This window comes from Pseudarthrobacter sp. Hb11 (assembly GCF_059383655.1).
Genome location: NZ_JBWZCM010000005.1, coordinates 158,429 through 175,699, shown reverse-complemented (window position 1 = coordinate 175,699; position 17,271 = coordinate 158,429). Strand labels below are relative to the sequence as shown.

At 65.4% G+C, this 17,271-nt stretch carries 16 protein-coding genes; 5 read left to right on the top strand and 11 right to left on the bottom strand.

Annotated features, from left to right (window positions below):
* Positions 1-181: 181 nt before the first annotated feature.
* Positions 182-1,510 carry an isocitrate lyase gene (gene aceA, locus AC50X7_RS10435; RefSeq protein ID WP_494978933.1) on the bottom strand — a complete coding sequence of 443 codons (1,329 nt, stop codon included), beginning with the start codon at positions 1,508-1,510 and terminating at the stop codon, positions 182-184.
* Between the two features lie 151 nt (positions 1,511-1,661).
* On the opposite strand from aceA, the gene AC50X7_RS10430 reads away from it, so the two are divergent.
* Complete coding sequence (locus tag AC50X7_RS10430) at positions 1,662-3,176, top strand: helix-turn-helix domain-containing protein (protein ID WP_494978932.1); 1,515 nt, start codon at positions 1,662-1,664, stop codon at positions 3,174-3,176.
* A gap of 194 nt (positions 3,177-3,370) precedes the next feature.
* On the opposite strand, the gene AC50X7_RS10425 is transcribed toward AC50X7_RS10430, so the two are convergent.
* From AC50X7_RS10425 to AC50X7_RS10415, 3 genes are read right to left on the bottom strand one after another with little or no spacing between them, the layout of a single operon-like run.
* Positions 3,371-4,387: a TAXI family TRAP transporter solute-binding subunit gene (locus AC50X7_RS10425; RefSeq protein WP_494978931.1), complete on the bottom strand. Its 1,017-nt coding sequence runs from the start codon at positions 4,385-4,387 to the stop codon at positions 3,371-3,373.
* On the bottom strand, positions 4,384-5,829 hold the full coding sequence (locus AC50X7_RS10420; protein WP_494978930.1) for a sensor histidine kinase: 1,446 nt from the start codon (positions 5,827-5,829) through the stop codon (positions 4,384-4,386). Before AC50X7_RS10420 ends, AC50X7_RS10425 begins: the two co-directional genes overlap by 4 nt.
* A complete protein-coding gene (locus AC50X7_RS10415) occupies positions 5,826-6,494 on the bottom strand; it encodes a response regulator transcription factor (RefSeq protein ID WP_494978929.1) in 669 nt (222 codons plus the stop codon). The genes AC50X7_RS10420 and AC50X7_RS10415 overlap by 4 nt, the downstream gene beginning before the upstream one ends.
* A 300-nt stretch (positions 6,495-6,794) precedes the next feature.
* On the opposite strand from AC50X7_RS10415, the gene AC50X7_RS10410 reads away from it, so the two are divergent.
* The 3 genes from AC50X7_RS10410 (at position 6,795) to AC50X7_RS10400 (ending at position 9,666) form a co-directional block, all read left to right on the top strand.
* Positions 6,795-8,189: an MFS transporter gene (locus AC50X7_RS10410; protein ID WP_494978928.1), complete on the top strand. Its 1,395-nt coding sequence runs from the start codon at positions 6,795-6,797 to the stop codon at positions 8,187-8,189.
* 209 nt (positions 8,190-8,398) lie between these two features.
* Positions 8,399-8,638: a hypothetical protein gene (locus AC50X7_RS10405; protein WP_494978927.1), complete on the top strand. Its 240-nt coding sequence runs from the start codon at positions 8,399-8,401 to the stop codon at positions 8,636-8,638.
* Positions 8,575-9,666, top strand: a complete 1,092-nt coding sequence (locus tag AC50X7_RS10400; RefSeq protein ID WP_494978971.1) for a serpin family protein — start codon at positions 8,575-8,577, stop codon at positions 9,664-9,666. Before AC50X7_RS10405 ends, AC50X7_RS10400 begins: the two co-directional genes overlap by 64 nt.
* A gap of 13 nt (positions 9,667-9,679) precedes the next feature.
* On the opposite strand, the gene AC50X7_RS10395 is transcribed toward AC50X7_RS10400, so the two are convergent.
* Positions 9,680-10,537, bottom strand: a complete 858-nt coding sequence (locus tag AC50X7_RS10395; RefSeq protein ID WP_494978926.1) for a hydroxymethylpyrimidine/phosphomethylpyrimidine kinase — start codon at positions 10,535-10,537, stop codon at positions 9,680-9,682.
* A 145-nt stretch (positions 10,538-10,682) separates the two neighbouring features.
* On the opposite strand from AC50X7_RS10395, the gene AC50X7_RS10390 reads away from it, so the two are divergent.
* Positions 10,683-11,417, top strand: coding sequence for a queuosine precursor transporter (locus AC50X7_RS10390; protein WP_494978925.1), 735 nt, complete (start codon positions 10,683-10,685; stop codon positions 11,415-11,417).
* Positions 11,418-11,521: 104 nt separating this feature from the next.
* Here the strand turns inward: AC50X7_RS10390 and AC50X7_RS10385 are convergent, their stop codons facing one another.
* The 6 genes from AC50X7_RS10385 to AC50X7_RS10360 all read right to left on the bottom strand — a co-directional run bounded on the left by AC50X7_RS10385 (position 11,522) and on the right by AC50X7_RS10360 (position 17,192).
* Positions 11,522-12,460 (bottom strand): type IV toxin-antitoxin system AbiEi family antitoxin domain-containing protein, encoded by a 939-nt coding sequence (locus AC50X7_RS10385; protein WP_494978924.1) that lies wholly within the window; start codon positions 12,458-12,460, stop codon positions 11,522-11,524.
* A gap of 194 nt (positions 12,461-12,654) precedes the next feature.
* Entirely contained in the window at positions 12,655-13,944 is a 1,290-nt protein-coding gene (gene tgt, locus AC50X7_RS10380) for a tRNA guanosine(34) transglycosylase Tgt (RefSeq protein ID WP_494978970.1), read from the bottom strand.
* A gap of 104 nt (positions 13,945-14,048) precedes the next feature.
* On the bottom strand, positions 14,049-14,774 hold the full coding sequence (locus tag AC50X7_RS10375; protein WP_494978923.1) for an SRPBCC family protein: 726 nt from the start codon (positions 14,772-14,774) through the stop codon (positions 14,049-14,051).
* A gap of 48 nt (positions 14,775-14,822) precedes the next feature.
* On the bottom strand, positions 14,823-15,821 hold the full coding sequence (locus AC50X7_RS10370) for a DUF6707 family protein (RefSeq protein ID WP_494978922.1): 999 nt from the start codon (positions 15,819-15,821) through the stop codon (positions 14,823-14,825).
* Positions 15,822-15,908: 87 nt separating this feature from the next.
* Positions 15,909-16,448: an NUDIX hydrolase family protein gene (locus AC50X7_RS10365; protein WP_494978921.1), complete on the bottom strand. Its 540-nt coding sequence runs from the start codon at positions 16,446-16,448 to the stop codon at positions 15,909-15,911.
* Positions 16,449-16,457: 9 nt separating this feature from the next.
* The gene (locus tag AC50X7_RS10360) at positions 16,458-17,192 is read right to left on the bottom strand and encodes a VOC family protein (RefSeq protein ID WP_494978920.1); all 735 of its coding nucleotides are present in this window, start codon (positions 17,190-17,192) and stop codon (positions 16,458-16,460) included.
* Positions 17,193-17,271: the final 79 nt, after the last annotated feature.

The following is a 17,271-nucleotide window of genomic DNA, read 5'->3' as shown; positions in this document are numbered from 1 at the left end:
GGTGGCATAAAGGCGAGGAACCCACAAAGCCGCAGGAGCGGTGATGCGGCAGCCTGCGTAAAGGGGCCCTATGCCCGCCCCCGACCGAGTTCTACGAGGTCTTGGGGCGGGCATGGGGATAGCAGGCAGAGCATTGCCGCTCCGAAGGCGAAGCCGACCTGTCGCCGTCGAACGCTAAGTTTTAGTGGAATTGGCCTTCTTCGGTGGATCCCACCAAGGCGAGCGTGGAGGCGTTTGGGTTGAGCGCCGTGGAGATGGTGTCGAAGTAGCCGGTGCCGACTTCGCGCTGGTGCTTGGTGGCGGTGTAGCCGCGGGACTCGGAGGCGAATTCCTTCTCCTGGAGTTCGACGTAGGCGCTCATGCCTTCCCGGGCGTAGCCGTGGGCGAGGTCGAACATCGAGTAGTTCAGGGCGTGGAACCCGGCCAGGGTGATGAACTGGAACGTGAATCCCATCGCACCAAGTTCGCGCTGGAACTTCGCGATGGTGGCGTCGTCCAGGTGCTTGCGCCAGTTGAAGGAGGGGGAGCAGTTGTAGGAGAGCATCTGGTCGGGGAAGTCGGCCTTGACGGCTTCAGCGAACGTGCGGGCCAGTTCGAGGTCCGGGGTGCCGGTTTCCATCCAGATGAGGTCCGAGTAGGGGGCGTAGGCCTTGGCGCGGGCGATGCAGGGTTCGATGCCGTTGCGGACCTTGTAGAAGCCCTCGGCGGTGCGTTCACCTGTGATGAATTCCTGGTCGCGTTCGTCGACATCGGAGGTGATCAGGGTGGCTGCTTCGGCGTCGGTACGGGCGATGACCACCGACGGGGTGCCGGCGACGTCCGCGGCGAGCCGGGCGGCGTTCAGGGTCCGGACGTGCTGCTGCGTGGGGATCAGGACCTTCCCGCCCAGGTGCCCGCACTTCTTCTCCGAGGCGAGCTGGTCCTCCCAGTGAACACCGGAGGCGCCGGCCTGGATCATGGATTTCATGAGCTCGTAGGCGTTCAGCGGCCCGCCGAAGCCGGCTTCCGCGTCGGCGACGATCGGGACCAGCCAGTCCTCGACCGTCTGGATGCCCTCGGAGAACTCGATCTGGTCCGCGCGGAGCAGGGCGTTGTTGATCCGGCGGACCACGGTGGGGACCGAGTTGGCCGGGTAGAGGGACTGGTCCGGGTAGGTGTGGCCGGAGTTGTTGGCGTCCGCAGCCACCTGCCAGCCCGAAAGGTAGATGGCACGCAGGCCTGCCTTGACCTGTTGCACGGCCTGGTTGCCGGTCAGGGCACCCAGGGCGTTGGTGTAACCGCCGGTGCTGTGCTCTTCGGTGAGCTGCTTCCACAACTTCTCGGACCCGCGGCGGGCCAGGGTGTGCTCTTCGGAGACGCGGCCGCGGAGGCGGACGACGTCGGAAGCTGAGTAGTCCCGGGTCACACCTTCCCAGCGGGGATTGGCGGCCCACTCGAGCTCCAGGGCGGCGGCCTGCGATTCTGTGTCCTGGCCGGACGGCTGCTGGGTCGGCTCAAATGCTGCAGTCATCGTTGATCTCCTTGATTGAGCTCCGGCGATTTCTGCCGGCCGGAACTGCTACTTTGCAGTCCCGGCAGGTTCCCCGGTGCGGTGTTTCTTTCCGTGAAGACCACTTTTCTGCATTTGCAAGAGCCTTTCTAGATAAAAACTGTGGAAAGAAATGCGGTTCTTCACGTATTCTTCAGAAATGTCGCCTTCAAGCTGGAACAGGGAAGTTCTGCAACCGCCGCCGTCCGCCGCCACCGCGGAACTGGACGTGATCTCGCTTGGCCGCCGCGTACGCCACTTGCGCAAGCAAGCTGGTTTGACGCTCGATGACCTGAGTGCCGCCGTCGGGACCGCGCCCAGCCAGCTGAGCCTGATTGAGAACGGCAAGCGGGAACCCAAACTCGGGCTGCTGCAGCACCTTGCCGCGGCCCTCAACATCGGCATTGACCAGCTGCTCGGTGCCGAACCTCCCAGCCGCCGCGCGGCGTTGGAAATCGAGCTGGAACGGTACCAGCGGGGACCTCTCTACGAGTCCCTGAACCTGCCTAAAATCCGCATCAGTTCGCGACTTCCGCTCGACGTCCTCGAGGCTCAGGTGGGGCTGCTGCACGAGCTTGAACGGAAGATGAACGAGCAGGTGGCAACGCCGGAGGAAGCCCGCCGCGCCAACGGTGAGCTGCGGGCCATGATGCGTGAGCGGGGCAATTATTTTCCGGAGTACGAATCCGAGGCGCAGAAGGTCCTCAAGGAGGTGGGTTACACCACCGGGCCTTTAAGCCAACATGTGATCGCCGACATCGCTGCCCATCTCGGATTTGCCCTCCATCACGTGGGTGACCTGCCGCATTCCACGCGCTCGGTAACAGATTTGAAGAACCGCAGAATTTACCTGACCCAAAGCCAGCGGCAGGACCACGACCCCCGGTCGGTGCTCCTCCAGGCCCTCGGACACTACGTGCTGGGACATGAAACGCCCCGGAACTATGGTGATTTCCTCGCCCAGCGGGTGGCGACCAACTATTTCGCCGCCGCTCTCCTCCTCCCTGAGCAGGCAACAGTGGAATTTTTGCAAAAAGCCAAGGCGGCGAAGGAAATTGCGGTCGAGGATATCCGGGACGCCTTCGCCGTGTCCTACGAGACCGCGGCCCACCGCTTTACCAACCTGGCCACGAAGCATTTGGGCATCACCACGCATTTCCAGAAGACGCACCAGAGTGGGATAATCTACAAGGCCTACGAGAACGACGGCGTGAACTTCCCCCAGGACCACACCGGCGCCATTGAGGGACAACCGTCGTGCAAGGCGTGGACATCGCGGGCTGTGTTCGACGTGCCGGACAAGTTCAGCGCCTACAGCCAGTACACGGACACAGCGTCCGGTACGTACTGGTGTACCGCCCGCACCGAACGCTCGGCGAGCGGTGAGTTTTCGCTGAGTATCGGCGTGCCGTACCAGCACGTGAAGTGGTTCCGCGGGCGGGAAACGACGGCGCGGGCTACTTCGAACTGCCCGGATCCCACCTGCTGCAAACGCCCGCCTGAATCCTTGACATCCGAGTGGGCCGGGAACGCATGGCCTTCGGCCCGGGCACATTCGCACCTGCTGGCCGCCATGCCCCCCGGCGCATTCCCGGGCGTGGACGAGACTGAGGTGTACAGCTTCCTGCAGGCGCACTCGGGGAGCTGACCCAACGCCCTCTCACGCATGGCGGGTTTTCCCCGAACGCCAGCTCAGGTTTGGCCGATTTTCCCGGAACGCTCGCTCAGGAGGTGCGGGAAACTTTTCGGCTAGCTGGCGGAAGGTGATGAGCGCGCGTTCCGGGGATTGGTGCATTGTGTGAGCGGGAGTTCCCGGGATTGGTGCATCTAGTGAGCGGGCGTTCAGCCGTGGAGCTGCCGGTAGGCGTCAGCGGCCGCCGGGTGCAACGGAATGCCCGCCGTGTTGATCAAGGTTTCCGGGCTGAGGAACTGGACACCCAGGCTGGACTGGGGAATAAGCTCCTCCGCGTGGCCCACCACCAGCTCAACTGTTTTTTTGACAGTCGCGTCAGCCAGGTCGCTCCGGCATAGCAGCAGATTTGTCACACCGACGGTCCACACGGCGGGAACTCCTTCGTAGGCTCCCTCGGGTATCAGCACCCGGTCGTAGAAAACGCCGTACTTTGTCCGCAGCGCCGGAAGCAGCGCGGAGAGTTCCAGGAAATTGAGCCCGACGTCGTTATGGGCAGCAGCGATGGCCGCTGTGGGAACACCGCCGGACCAGAACAAGGCGTCCACTGCTCCCTCCCGCAGCGCCGTCAGCCCGTCATTGAGGCCCAGATTCAAGACGGTGACGGCCTGTCCGGCAGGCACGGCAGAACCTGCGCCGGCAGCGACGGGACTGAGCCCGGCAGCGTCGATCAGGCGGGGAGTCGTCAGGGACGTTCCAGAGCCCGGCTCGCCCACTGCGACCGTCTTTCCGGCCAACTCGGCAATAGTCCGAATGCCGCTGGCCCTTCGGACCACGCAGTGGACGTAGTTTTCGTAAACCCTTCCGAGGGCCGTGATTCCAGCGTCGGACGCGATCCTCCCCGCTTCGCTTTGGGCTGCGGCATCGGCGAGAGCGACGGCGATCGTGGCCTTCCCGCTCAGGAGCTGTTCGAGGTTGTCCAGGCTGCCGCCGGTGGTCAGCGCCGTGGCGTTCCGCGCCACACCATGGCGCTGCAGCGACGCCGCCAGCAGGGTAGCGAACTCCAGGTAAAAGCCGCCCGCTTCGCCGCCGGCAACGGTGACGGAATCCGGCCGTTCGTGCGCAGTACAGGCGCCCAGCGCCGGCAGCAGCAGGCCGGCGAACCCAGCGGCAACCCCGGCTTTTAGGGCCCCGCGCCTCGACAGCAGACTCAAGGACGGGTCAGTCATGCGGCGCCCCCCTCGGGGCCAGGGAATTGGCCTTCTGGAGCACGCGGAAACTTCAGAGAAACGGCCAAACCGTGCGGCGGGGCCTCGCCAAGCAGCAGGCGCCCCCCGTTAGCGACGGCCAGCTTCTCCACAATGGTCATGCCCAGGCCGTTGCCGCTGATGTCCCGGTGCTGCGGCGAGCGCCAAAACCTATTGGTGGCAGCAGCCCTCTGGTCGGACGAAAGCCCAGGCCCGTCGTCGGACACTTCAATCACCACGGTGGCGCCTCGCACGCGGACGGCAACTGATATGCGCGCACGGCCCGCGTATTTGATGGCGTTGTTCAGCAGTTCTCCCACCATTTGTGCAAGGTGGTCCGGGTTGCAGGGGATGAGCACGGACTGCCCGGGCGCGCTGCCGAGGAGGATGGACGCTCCGGCGCGCCGGGCGGCAGGTCCTGCCCGTTCCGCTTCTTCCTGCACGATGGCGAGGGGGTCAACAGTTGCCTTGCCCCCAGGGAAAAGCTGGGCGGCCGGGGTGCCGGCAGAACCCTCGAAAGCCTGGTGCTCGGCCGCGGCCAGCCTCAGTACGCCGTCGAGAATCTCTTCCACGCGCTCGAGCTCCGTCACGACGGCGGCTGCCGCAGTCCGCTCCTGCGCAGTTTTGAGTTCCAGCTGCAGCAGATCGATCCGCAGCCGCAGGGCACCAACGGGATTGCGCAGCTCATGTGACGTGTCAGCGATGAGCTGGCGCTGGGCTTTGATGCTGTCGCTGACGCTTTGGGCCATCGCACTGAACGAGCGGCTCAATTCCCTCAATTCGGGCGGTCCTTCAGCCGGCAGCCGGCTGCTGCGGCCGGTGGTTTCAAGTTCCGCGACGGCGGCGTTGAGGCGGTGGACCGGGCGCAGGACCCAGCGGGTCACCCGTGCAGCTCCGACGAGGAACACGGCGGCGACCGTGGCAGCGGCCAGTCCGACAGCGAGCCAGCGTTCCCGCAGTTTTTGCCGGGCGACGTCCGGGTTGACCTCCAATACTGCTGCGCCCAGCACCTGGCTGGCGCTGCCGAAGGAACGGGAAATGATTTGGGTTCCGGTGCCGAACGGTTGTAGCGGTGTCAGGGTGGTGTCACTGAGGCTCAGGTTCGCCCCGGCAAGGGCGTCCTTCACGTCCTCCCGGTCCTCGTTCAGGCCCCCGGAGCGCAGGATTCCCTGCTGGAGCCGGATCAGGACTCCTTCCCCATAGAGCTCGGAGTACCTGTCCATTTCGGCTTGAAGCTGCGCGGAATCGCCTCCGTCAGTCCCGGCGTCGAACGCAACCTGCGCAAGCCTGTTGAGGGCAGCGGCCCGGTTGATCTGGAGCTCCTGGGTGAGCTCCCGGCTGGCGGAGGCCAGGATGGTGTAGGAAGCAATGAGCACCAGGAGGACGGCCAGGATGCTCAGGACGCCGAGGACACGGAGCTTCACGCAGGATCCGCCTCGATGCGGTAGCCAACGCCACGGACGTTGATGATGAAACCGGGCATCTGCAGCTTGGACCGGAGGCCGGTCAAATGCACGTCCAGCGACCGTGAGGAGGCCAGGAAGGCGTCGCCCCACAGCGCGTCCAGGATCTGTTCCCGTGTTACCACTGAACCTGCGTGGCTGGCCAGGAGCGCAAGCAGGTCGAATTCCGTGGCCGTCAGGGGAACTGCCTTATCACCGAGGACGGCCACCCGGCGCTCGAGGTCCAGTTGGAGTTCTCCCAGCACGATAGGCCTCTGCCTGGTGTCCTTCGCGCGGCCCGTCCGCCGAGTGACGGCTTCAATCCGTGCGAGGAGTTCCACCAGCTTTACCGGCTTGACGAGGTAGTCGTCGGCCCCCGAGCGCAGGCCCAGCACCACGCTGCGTTCATCGTCGCGGGCGGTGAGGATCAGGATGGGAACGGGGGTGACCTGGCGAAGCTTGCGGAGTACCTCGAGGCCGTCCATGTCGGGAAGCCCCAGATCCAGCAGGATGACCTCGAACCGCCGGTGCTCGAGGAGTGCGTCGGCGCCGCGGGAGACCCTGCTGGACGTATGCCCGGCCGATACCACGGCCGCGCCAAGGGCGGACGCCATGGCGTCGTCGTCCTCGACGATGAGCACATCCATTGCCAGTTCCTGTCCCGTCTAAGCTGCTGCCTGCCTTTGGAGGTTACCCCTTCCGCCGGTTTTCAGTCCTGCCAGCACGTCCGCCCGGCCGGGCAGGGCAAGGGGAAAACCTAAGGAAGTGTTAGGAAAATCGCCTTCGGCTTGGGCTGTGCCTTGCATCACCAATAGTTTTGGTGAGGTCCTCAGGCATCCCGGGGACGGTCAATGTCGAGGAGGAACCGTGAGCAATGTTGCCATGGACAGCACAAAAGTAGGGCCTGAGCGGATACCGGGGGCCGCGCAGCCAAGGAAGGTTCAGCGATGAGCGCCCAGCAAACCGCAGCAGCAGGCGAGGCAGCCCAGACGCGCCGCGCAGTGAGCAACATTCTCAAGGGCTCGGCCGGCAACCTCGTCGAGTGGTATGACCTGTACGTCTATACGGTCTTTGCCGCCTACTTCCAGTCCCACTTTTTCAACTCCACGGACGATCTTCAGGCCGGCCTCGAAGCAATGGCGGTCTTCTCCACGTCATTCCTGATGCGCCCCATCGGAGCCTGGTTCTTCGGGCGCTATGCCGACCGCAAGGGCCGCAAGGCCGCGCTGACCCTCAGTGTCACCCTGATGTCCGCCGGTTCCTTCGCCATCGCGATCCTGCCCACCACCCAGCAGGTGGGCGTCTGGGCACTGATCCTGCTGATCCTGATCCGCCTGGTCCAGGGCTTCTCGGTGGGTGGCGAGTACGGTACCAGCGCCACCTACATGTCCGAAGCCGCAACGTCCAAGCGCCGGGGTTTCTTCTCCAGCTTCCAGTACGTCACGCTGATCGGCGGCCAGATGCTGGCACTGCTGGTTCTGGTGATCCTGCAGAACGCCCTTGGCAAGGACGCCCTCACCGAGTGGGGCTGGCGGATTCCCTTCGCACTGGGCGGCGTCGCGGCGCTGGTGGTCCTCTGGCTGCGGCGTTCAATGGAGGAAACCGTTTCGGAGGAGCAGGTAGAGGCGGCCAAGACCCCGGCCGCAGCAGGCGTTGCCCAGCCCGGCACTATGAAGCTGCTGTTCACCCAGTACTGGAAGCCGCTGCTGATCTGCATCGGCGTCACGCTCGGTGGCACTGTGGCGTTCTACACCTACACAAACTTCATCCTGAAGTTCATGAATGACACGTCCGGCATCGCCAAGACCGACACCTCTGTGATCAACTTCTGGGCACTGTTTATCTTTATGCTCCTGCAGCCCGTTTACGGCATGATTTCGGACAAGGTGGGCCGCAAGCCCCTGCTGCTGTGGTTCGGCATCACGGGTGTCCTGTTCACGTGGCCCCTGCTCTCCACCCTGGCCGGCACCAAGGATCCGTTCACTGCCTTCCTGCTGATGCTGGGCGGCCTCCTGATCGTGGGCGGCTACACCTCCATCAACGCCCTGGTGAAGGCTGAACTGTTCCCGGCCTCCATCCGTGCCCTCGGCGTCGGCCTGGGTTACGCGATCGCCAACTCCCTGTTCGGCGGGACGGTCCCGCTCATCGGAGCCGCCTTCCAAAAGGCCGAAAGGGTGGACCTGTTCTTCACCTACGTCACGGTGGCCATTGCCATCTCGCTGGTGGTTTACATCTTCGCGCTGAAGAACAAGAAGGCAACCCACCTGGACCACGAACAGGGCCACGCCTGGGTGCAGGGCCGCAAGGACGAAGACAAGGACAAGGACCTCGTAGACGCTTAGCGTCCAGGGGTAGGAAAGAAGGAACGACGGCGGGTGCCCACCCGCCGTCGTTCCTTTTTAGGTGGGGTTCCAGGAAGCCGATCGGGCTGGCATGCCGGCGAGACCCAAATGAGTGTAAAGCGTGACCCTACCTGCATCGCCTGATGCCGCCGTCGCTGGTTCACTGGGAGGAGGCGGATTCCCGCCGTGTGCCGGGGGAGGCGACAGAGGTGTTTCGTTTTCAGCGGATGATGGCGTTGGGCGCTGTGGTGGGACTGGCAGCGTGTGCAGCCCCGGCAGCCCCGGCAGCCCCGGAACTGCTTACGGCTGACGGCGTCGAGCGCGCCGCGGCGGACCGCGCGGCTTACCCGGACGAACTGGCTTCGTTCCGGGATTCCGCTTTGAGCTGGGCGACGCATTTCTGGCCAGCGAAGAGGGGAACGTCATCGCATCGCCGGGCAGCCTGCTGATTGCCCTGGCCATGCTGCGCGCCGGCGCCTCCGGGGAGGCCGCCGCCGAAATGGACGCCGTGCTGGGACTACCGGAGGCGGACCGGGACGAGGCCATGAACGCCCTGCTCGCATCCCTCGAAGAGTACGACGGCGACCCCGGCTCGGTGGGCGAGGACAACCCGCCCGCCAAACCGCTGGTGCACACTGCCAACGGACTGTTTGTGGGCAAGAACGTCCCCACCGGCCGGGGCTACCTGGAGGCGCTCACGAAGCACTACGGGACAGGCGTGCATCCAGTGGATTTCCGTGACGAGGCGGCCACCAAACCCGCCATCGATGCGTGGGTCAACCGGAACACCGGCGGCCGGATCGAGAAAGCGCCGGCTCCGTATGACCCGGACAATACCTTCAGCCTGCTCAACGCCGTCTACTTCGCTGCCGCCTGGGACGTTCCGTTTGACGCGGAGGGGACCTGGGATGAAGCGTTCGCCACGGCAGATGGCACGGTTGATGTCCCCATGATGCACGGCCTGCAGGAAATGGCCTACGCCGAGGGCGCGGGCTGGCAGGCCGTGGACCTCCCGTACGGTGAGGGTTTTGTAATGCGGCTGGTGCTTCCCGCCGAGGATTCCCACGGCGGTGCCGGCGCCCTCAAAGCCGACCGGCTGGCGGAGGTGGCACTTGCCCTTGAGACGGCCGCCCCGGAGGATATTGACCTGGCACTGCCCACCTGGGACCACAAGAGCCACTTTGACGTCCGGACCATCCTCGAAAAGCTTGGACTGCGGAAGACCTTGAGCACCACCAGTGATTTCGACGCAATCCAGCCGGGGCTGACGATCACGCAGGCTGCCCAGGACGCCAACATCACCGTGGCGGAGAAAGGGACCGTGGCCGCCGCCGTCACACAGATCAACGGCATGGCCACGAGCGTCCAGCCCGAGCCGGCGCGGTCCATCAGCTTCGACCGGCCGTTTCACTACCAGGTTGTGCATGTGGGGACGGGCCTGCCGTTGTTTACGGGGAAGGTCGCGGACCCGCGGTAGGCGTGAGGATCCGCTAGCGCGTGCCGCCCTGCCAAAGGGCGTCAAACGGAGCCCCGGAGGCCACCCGGTTGCGGATTCCGGCGGTGACGAAGTCTTTGGCCGCCCGGGCAGCTTCCAGCGGCGTGGCACCCTTGGCCAGTTCCGCCGTTACTGCCGCCGCGAGCGAGCAGCCGGCGCCGGACACCGCCACCTCGCCCACTTTGGGTGCGCTGAGGACTTCCAAGGTTTCGCCGTCGTAGTAGACGTCGACGGCGTCCGGGCCTGCAAGCCGCACCCCGCCCTTGGCCAGCACTGCGGCCCCGCTGAGCTCGTGGATGCGCACAGCCGCAGCCTTCAGGGACTCCACGTCATTGATCTCCAGCCCGGAGAGGGACTCGGCTTCAAAGTGGTTGGGTGTGACGAACGTGGCCAGGGGGAGGATCTGCGCCTTCAATGCCTGGTCCGTGTCCAGGGCATGCCCGGGCTCCTGGCCCTTGCAGATGAGCACGGGATCCAGGACCACGTTGCGGAACTGTCCCGCCTCGAGGGCGCCGGCCACAGTGTTGATGGTGGCCGGGCTGCCCAGCATGCCGATCTTCACGGTTTCCAGCACCGACGTCGCGCCCGATTCCCGCCCGTAGGCCGCCGTCGTCGCCTCCAGCTGGTCTGCTATCACCTGCTGGTCCACCGGGACAAAGCGGTGGTTCCAGCTGTCGTTCGGGTTGAAGGACACGATGCAGGTGAGGTTGGCGATGCCAAAGACGCCGAGCTCCTGGAAGGTCTTCAGGTCGGCCTGGGCGCCGGCGCCGCCGGTGGCTTCAGAGCCTGCAATCGTCAGGACAACAGCGGGAGCGGCAGCGGGGGACTGGACGTCGGTGGGAACAGAAGTCATGGCACTATCCTGCCATCCGGCGTCGCCCGCCCGCTTTGTGTGCCTGAACAGCGTTCAATGGGAGAATTGGGCGGACAGTGCTAATACAGCCGGCGGCCGGCATCAACCCCGGACGCCCGAGCGAACCACTATGAACGGAATCCCCATGCCCTCAGGCTCAGGCCACAACGCCCTGCCCGAAACAACCCCGCCAGGCAGCGCAGCCAAGTTCGCCTCCATCGGTTCTCCCTACTTCGGGATCATGCTGGCGTCCATGGCGGTGGTACTGATCCTGTCCAACATCGGGGCGTCGAAGGGCGTAGCCATCGGGCCGATCATCACCGACGGCGGCTTCTTCCTCTTCCCGCTGGCGTACATCCTGGGCGACGTCATCAGCGAGGTTTACGGCTTCAGGGTGGCCCGCAAGGCCATTCTCACCACGTTTGCGCTGTCCGTCTTCGCGTCCCTCTGCTACGGGGTGATCATTGCCTTGCCCGGCTTTGACGACGAGTTTGGGACGTCAAAGCAGGCCGCGCTGGAAGGCGCATTGGGCCCGGTACCGCAGATTGTGCTGGCTTCGCTGCTTGCGTTCCTTGCCGGGCAGACCATCAACTCGTGGATCCTCGTCAAGATGAAGGCCCGTTCAGGTGAGAAGTCCCTGTGGGCGCGCCTTATGGGTTCTTCCGGTGCCGGCGAGTTCGTGGACACCCTTATCTTCTGCAGCATCGCGGCTTCCGTCATCGGCATTACCGACTTCGGGACCTTCGTCAACTACGTGGTGGTGGGCTTCGTTTACAAGACTTTGGTGGAATTCCTCTTCGTGCCCGTCACGTCGCTGGTCATCGGCTGGATCAAGAAGCGCGAGCCGAGCTACGGGGTGGTTCCCGCGCCCGCGGCCTGAGCCCCCGCCGCACCCGCCGACGCCTGCTGCCCGATTCGACGGTTCCCTGCGCACTCGACGTTCGAGATCGTCGCGCCTGCAGGGAACCGTCGAAACGGCGGTGCTCAGCCGTGCTCCGAGCCCTGGGCCAACGCACGCAGCACGCGGTACTTGAATTCGGCCTCGTTGAACAGGTCCTTCCACTCCACCCGGAGAAACGTCCAGCCTTCCTCCATCAGCGCTTTCCCGCGCCGGCGTTCCTCGAACAGGACCTCATTGGTGGGGCGGTACACGAAGTACTTTGACTTGCCATCAAATTCAAGGGCAACCTTGCGTTCCGGCCAGGCGAAGTCCAGCCGGTACCGTCCGAGTGGCGTGTGAACTTCGAACTGGGGGACGGGGACTTCTATTTTGAGCCTCACGAGCAGCTCCCGGGTGAGGCTCTCGCCGGCTGACTCTGAACGGGGGTCGGCAAGTTCAAGGGCCCTGCGCAGTGCCACCACTCCGTTGCGGCCTGCCAACGCGGCGCAATGACCCCTCAGGAGTGGAAGATCTGCGCCCAGCCTGGCAGCGTGATCCACCAGGATCACGGACTGCCGGAGATTGAACATCAGGCAGCAGTCCACCACCGTGCGTTCCAACGAAGTGCACGGCAAGCCGTCCACAAACGAGAAGTCGCGGCTGATAAGACTCCTGGTGTGGGCAACGACCCCATGCCCGTGTGAGACCTTGGACGGGCGACCCGATTGGGTCAAGTGCACCAGGTCATCGACGTCCCACAGGTGAAGCCGCCGCAAGCTGGCACCCGAGGTGTGGCTGTAAACAAACCCGCCTGCCGACGTCGTTCTGGTTCCGTGCGCGTGGGCATGGATGATTTGGCGACGGCGTCCGGCGGCTTTCAAGCCTGTCCACCAGGCGCTGCGCGCATAACAGCCACGCCGCACCCGCAGCAGGGTACCTTCGCGGACCAGTGCCGCAATGGCCCGGGAGTTCAGCCCCTGTTCGAGGAGTTCATCCGTCCGCCAGAGGTTCACCGACGGAGGAAGGGCAGCAAGTGTGGTCATGGCTCCACAATCGCCGGGCCGGCCTCGGCAGCCCAGGGCCGGACACCGCTATGTGGACAAGCCCGTTTCGACGGTTCCCTGCTCACTCGACGTTCGAAAGCGTCGCGCCCGCAGGGAACCGTCGAAACGGCGTCCGGGCACCATTCCGTCCGGCGCCCCGTTCGGGGGATTACGACGGCGGGACCAGCCTGAGTCTAGGAGTAGTACTGTCCCAGCGTCTCGGCCTTGAAGTCGAAGAAGGTGCCGGCCTCGATGGCCAGGCGGGCGTCGTCCACCATCTTCACCACAAAGCGCTCGTTGTGGATGGAGATCAGCGTGGCGGACAGCATCTCCTTGCCCTTGAACAGGTGGTGGATGTACGCCCGCGAGTAGTGGGTGCAGGTGTAGCAGTCGCAGCCGTCCTGGAGGGGGCCGAAGTCGCGCTTGTACTTGGCGCCGGACAGGTTGAACCGGCCCTGGGGCGTGTAGAACGCAGAGTTCCGGGCCACCCGGGTGGGGGAGACGCAGTCGAAGGTGTCGGCACCGTTCTCGATGGCGGTGAAGATGTCGTCCGGCTCGGAAATGCCCAGCAGGTGGCGCGGCTTGTCCTCCGGGAGTTCCTCGTTGCACCAGCGCACAATCGTTCCCAGGTTCTCCTTCTCCAGTGCCCCGCCGATGCCGAACCCGTCGAACGGCATGGCGCCCAGGTCCCGGCACGCCTTCCGCCGCAGGTCCTCGTACTGCGCCCCCTGGATCACGCCGAACAGGGCCTGGTACGGCTTGCCCACCCGCGAGGACGTCAGGCGGAAGTGCTCCTCAATGCACCGCAGTGCCCACAGCCGGGTGCGCTCCAGCGATTCCTCCTGGTAGCCGCGCGAGTTCTGCAACGTGGTCAGCTCGTCGAAGGCGAACATGATGTCCGCGCCAATCTGGTGCTGGACCTGCATGGAGATTTCGGGGGAGAAGCGGTGCTTGTCGCCGTTCAAATGCGATTTGAACCAGACGCCATCGTCATCGATGTGGGCGAGGCGTTCCTTGCCGGGGGCAACGGCGTCATCCGGCCCGGACGCGTCCACGGATTTCATGTCGATGACCTTTTTGAACCCGGATCCCAGACTCATCACCTGGAATCCGCCGGAGTCCGTGAAGGTGGGCCCGGACCAGTTCATGAACGCGCCAAGGCCGCCTGCCTCGTCGAGGATGTCGGCGCCCGGCTGCAGGTACAGGTGGTAGGCGTTGGCCAGCAGGGCCTGGGCGCCGAGGTCTGCCATGGACTCGGGCAGCACGGCCTTGACCGTGGCTTTGGTCCCGACGGCGATGAACGCCGGCGTCCGGATCTCACCATGGGGAGTGGTGATGGTGCCGGTGCGTCCCAGGAAGTGACCGCCGTTGGATGCCACCTGGGCAGCCGACGGCGGGCAGGTCTCGGCAAGGCGGGTGCCCACCCGGAACCCGAACTCAGACTGCCGCGCCGCTGCGCCCGGCGCCGCCTCGCGGGGGGACACAGGCCGGGACGAAGGCCCGGTTTCCGTCAGGGCGGCAGAAGGGGAAGGAGCAGAAGCAGGGTTGGCTGGCACCGTACCAGTGTGCCAGCAATCGTGCAGGCCCCTCAGCTCACCGGTTCGGATGTGGGGTAGTTCTCAGCCCGCCAGGAGTCCCAGGACGCGCGGATCGCATCGAGCCTGGCGGCACCAAGGCCGTACGTCGAGGCGATCACCAGGGACCCGCCGTCGGGCCGGACGTCGTCGATGGCAAGCTGGTCGGCGACCACCAGGAGGCCGTCACCGTGGTCCGCGTAGCTGTGCACCGTCAATCCCACCTGGTGGTTGGTCCGGTACCAGACCTTCCCGGAAATCTCTTCGCCGGTGGCCAGGGTCAGTTCGTAGTTGTCACCGCGGGAGGGGAGCTCGGCCAGGCCGAGTTTGTCGATGGCGGAGCCGGGTCCGCCCGGTAGCTGCAGGAACAGCGTATGGCGCTTGCCGTGCGGGTGGCGTTCCAGTGTGAAGCGGAGCTGCTGCAGGAATGTGAGCCAGCCCTGGGTGATGTCCTCGTCCCAGGCCGCCCATTCGGAGTTGTGGTCCACGGCGGCCCGGGTCACGCTGACCAGCGTCCCCTGGGGAACCGGCCTAAGCTCGAAGATGTCCCCGCCGTGGACCGTCAGGCTGGTGTGGTCCGGCGCTTCCTCCACGTCGGAGGAAAAGTAGATTTCCTTGATCTCGGCGTCCAGGTCCTCGGCTTGCCAGCCGTGCCATTGAGCGACTTTGGACGGTTCGCGCAGCATTGTCCAGACCTGCGGCGCGTCAGCATTGATCACCACGCTCAAATTGTTAGTCATAGCCCCGAATGTACAACTCCGGCCGGGTGCCGGGTAGAGGGAATTTACTTAGGCGCGGACAGCCTCAAGTTCGTTGCTGATGCGGCGTTCAAGTTCGCCGGACCCGATGGTTTCAGAACCTCCGTGGGCGCGGAGGAACAGCAGGGATTCGAGCCGCAGCAGCCGCCACTCCCGCTCGGCATCGTGGTTGGAGTTGTCGATGGACCGGAAAATTTCCTTGTCGTACAGGTTGGGCTCGTTCAGGGACCGCTGCCGGACCTTGGCGGCCATCCTCGCCTTGAACGGATCTGTCTCCTGGTTTTCCGGCGTCCGGATCAGCCTCTCGTAGACCTCTGCCCGCTCCTCCTGGCCGTCCTGCCGGCAGATGTAGCTGGACAGTGCCAGGGACGCCTCCACCGAGGTCCACCGGCCGGGATTCCCGTCGTACGGCAGGACGTTCAGCAGGTCCGCGACCGCCAGCGATCCGTCGGCGTCCTTGAGGGTGATGAAGAGTTCGTGGGCGAGGTCGCTGAGGTCCTTGAGGCAGCTGCCCGACTTAAAGTTCACGCCTTTCGCCAGCCGATCGGCCAGCAGCAGCACTCCCATAGCGTCCGGGTGCGCTTCCGCTGCGGCTTCCACCACCGATTCCGGTGTGCCCATCGGCGCCGGGATCAGGGCGAGTTCCTCCTCGCTGGGGCCGCTGGCCGCCGGCGGAACCGCGGGCAGCGGAGGGACGACGACGGCGGGAGCCACCGGTGCCGCAGCGGGGGTTTCGCCGGGCTGCTCCTGCCGGGCCTCCTCGGAAGGCTCCGCCGGCACGGGAAGCTGCGTCACGGCGTCGGACGCTCCGTCGGTTACCGTCACGGTGGTGCCCACGGCGATGCGCAGAGTGCCGCCGCCGGCAAGGCTGGCGAGTACCAGCGCGGGGGCGCCGAAATCGTCCGGTTCCAGTTCCACCTGGTGGATCTCCGCCGTCCGTTCACCGTCGGGCAGGAGGATGTGGCTGCCCGTGGTCAGGGATCCAGCCTGCTGTTCACGATGGTGCCGGGCGGCTGGTGTTTCGGTCATGGGAGTCCTTAAGTTCTCTTGCGGTCCGCCCTACAGTCTACAAAGGACGGTGCCGGAAATCGGGGACGCCGGGTGCGGCCGAGGGTGTCAGGACCCTACCCCCGCGAAGGCCAGGGCCTGCCGGATCAACCCGCCGCGCCCGCCCGTGAACTCCACCTGAACACCGGGACTGAGCACTTCCTCGGGGGTCATCCAGGTGAGTTCAAGGGCGTCCTGGCGGGGCTCGCATTCGCCCGTCACGGGGATCACGTAGGCCAGCGAGACGGCGTGTTGGCGCTCGTCGGTGAAGCCGGTCTGCGACGGGGCCGGGAAGTACTCCGCCACGGTGAAGGGGACCGGGCTGACGGGAAGCTGCGGGAACGCCAGCGGGCCAAGGTCCTTCTCCATGTGCCGGAGAAGGGCCGCGCGGATGGTCTCGCGGTAGATGACGCGGCCGGAAACGAGGGAGCGGACCATGGTGCCGTCCTCGTCAGCCTGGAGGAGTGTTCCCACTTCGTTGACGAAGCCCAGCGGATCCAGCCGGACGGGCACTGCCTCGACGTAGACCATGGGCAGCCGCCCGCGCGCCTCAAAGAGGTCTTCTTCGGAGAGCCAGCCGGGATTCGGGTCAGGGGTGCGCACGTTCATGGTTAAGTTCTACCCCATGGGACGCCGCTCGGAGATCCATACCGTGGCCGGCACGTGGGGCGCGGCGGCGCCGGCATCCGGGTTGGGCACGTGGAGCGTGCTGCCAAATGCTTCCTCCGTAATGCCGGCTTCGAACCCTGCCGAGGCGAGGCGTTCCCGCAGCGGTTCCAGGTTGCCGTGGTACTCAAAGCCGAGCCCTGAGCGGGGCGTCCCCGACGCCGGGCGCACCAGGAGGACTCCTCCGTTCTTGGCGGTGAAGTCGGCAGTTTCGTCAGCGTCCGGCACGGGACGCGGGCGGGCGCCGACGTGCCGCAGCGTCTGCGCAGCGGAGGCGGTGTCCTCCGTCAGCCAGACCCCGACGACGGCGAGGGCCGGGTCCGCGCCGCCGCCCTGGGCGTCGAGGGCGGCCGGATCAGCCAGGAAACTGAAACCATCCGGCGCGGTGATTTTGCAGGCTTCGCCGTGGTCTGCCGTGATGATTTCCGCCGGCGGGGTTCCCTCATCTGCCGCCGAGAGATTGGTGCGGCGCGCAAACTCGGCCAGGTCTCCCACCTCCACCGCCAACGCGGTGGTTCCGTCCCCCGCTGTCCCTTCGGGCACGTCATGGAGGGCAAGGCGGCCCGAACCGGCGTCAAAAACGCGGAAACCGCCGTCGCCCTCGGTCAGGACCAGGCCCAGGGCGGTAAGGAGCCGGTCCCAGGACTCGATCTTGGATGTGAAGTGGAGGGGTCGGACGCGCAGCATGGCTTCTCCTTCGGTTAGTCATGGGACTTTGGTGCCATCCTGCCACCTGGTTCGCCGGGTGTCGCCGCGCTTGTGCCGC

Bases quoted from the DNA above. Each gene is read 5' to 3' on its own strand.
- AC50X7_RS10425 (WP_494978931.1), bottom strand. From the start codon at position 4,387: ATGACTGACCCGTCCTTGAGTCTGCTGTCGAGGCGCGGGGCCCTAAAA.
- AC50X7_RS10410 (WP_494978928.1), top strand. From the start codon at position 6,795: ATGAGCGCCCAGCAAACCGCAGCAGCAGGCGAGGCAGCCCAGACGCGC.
- AC50X7_RS10370 (WP_494978922.1), bottom strand. From the start codon at position 15,821: ATGACCGAAACACCAGCCGCCCGGCACCATCGTGAACAGCAGGCTGGA.
- AC50X7_RS10375 (WP_494978923.1), bottom strand. From the start codon at position 14,774: ATGACTAACAATTTGAGCGTGGTGATCAATGCTGACGCGCCGCAGGTC.
- aceA (WP_494978933.1), bottom strand. From the start codon at position 1,510: ATGACTGCAGCATTTGAGCCGACCCAGCAGCCGTCCGGCCAGGACACA.
- AC50X7_RS10365 (WP_494978921.1), bottom strand. From the start codon at position 16,448: ATGAACGTGCGCACCCCTGACCCGAATCCCGGCTGGCTCTCCGAAGAA.
- AC50X7_RS10415 (WP_494978929.1), bottom strand. From the start codon at position 6,494: ATGGATGTGCTCATCGTCGAGGACGACGACGCCATGGCGTCCGCCCTT.
- AC50X7_RS10395 (WP_494978926.1), bottom strand. From the start codon at position 10,537: ATGACTTCTGTTCCCACCGACGTCCAGTCCCCCGCTGCCGCTCCCGCT.
- AC50X7_RS10385 (WP_494978924.1), bottom strand. From the start codon at position 12,460: ATGACCACACTTGCTGCCCTTCCTCCGTCGGTGAACCTCTGGCGGACG.
- AC50X7_RS10430 (WP_494978932.1), top strand. From the start codon at position 1,662: ATGCGGTTCTTCACGTATTCTTCAGAAATGTCGCCTTCAAGCTGGAAC.
- AC50X7_RS10390 (WP_494978925.1), top strand. From the start codon at position 10,683: ATGCCCTCAGGCTCAGGCCACAACGCCCTGCCCGAAACAACCCCGCCA.
- AC50X7_RS10360 (WP_494978920.1), bottom strand. From the start codon at position 17,192: ATGCTGCGCGTCCGACCCCTCCACTTCACATCCAAGATCGAGTCCTGG.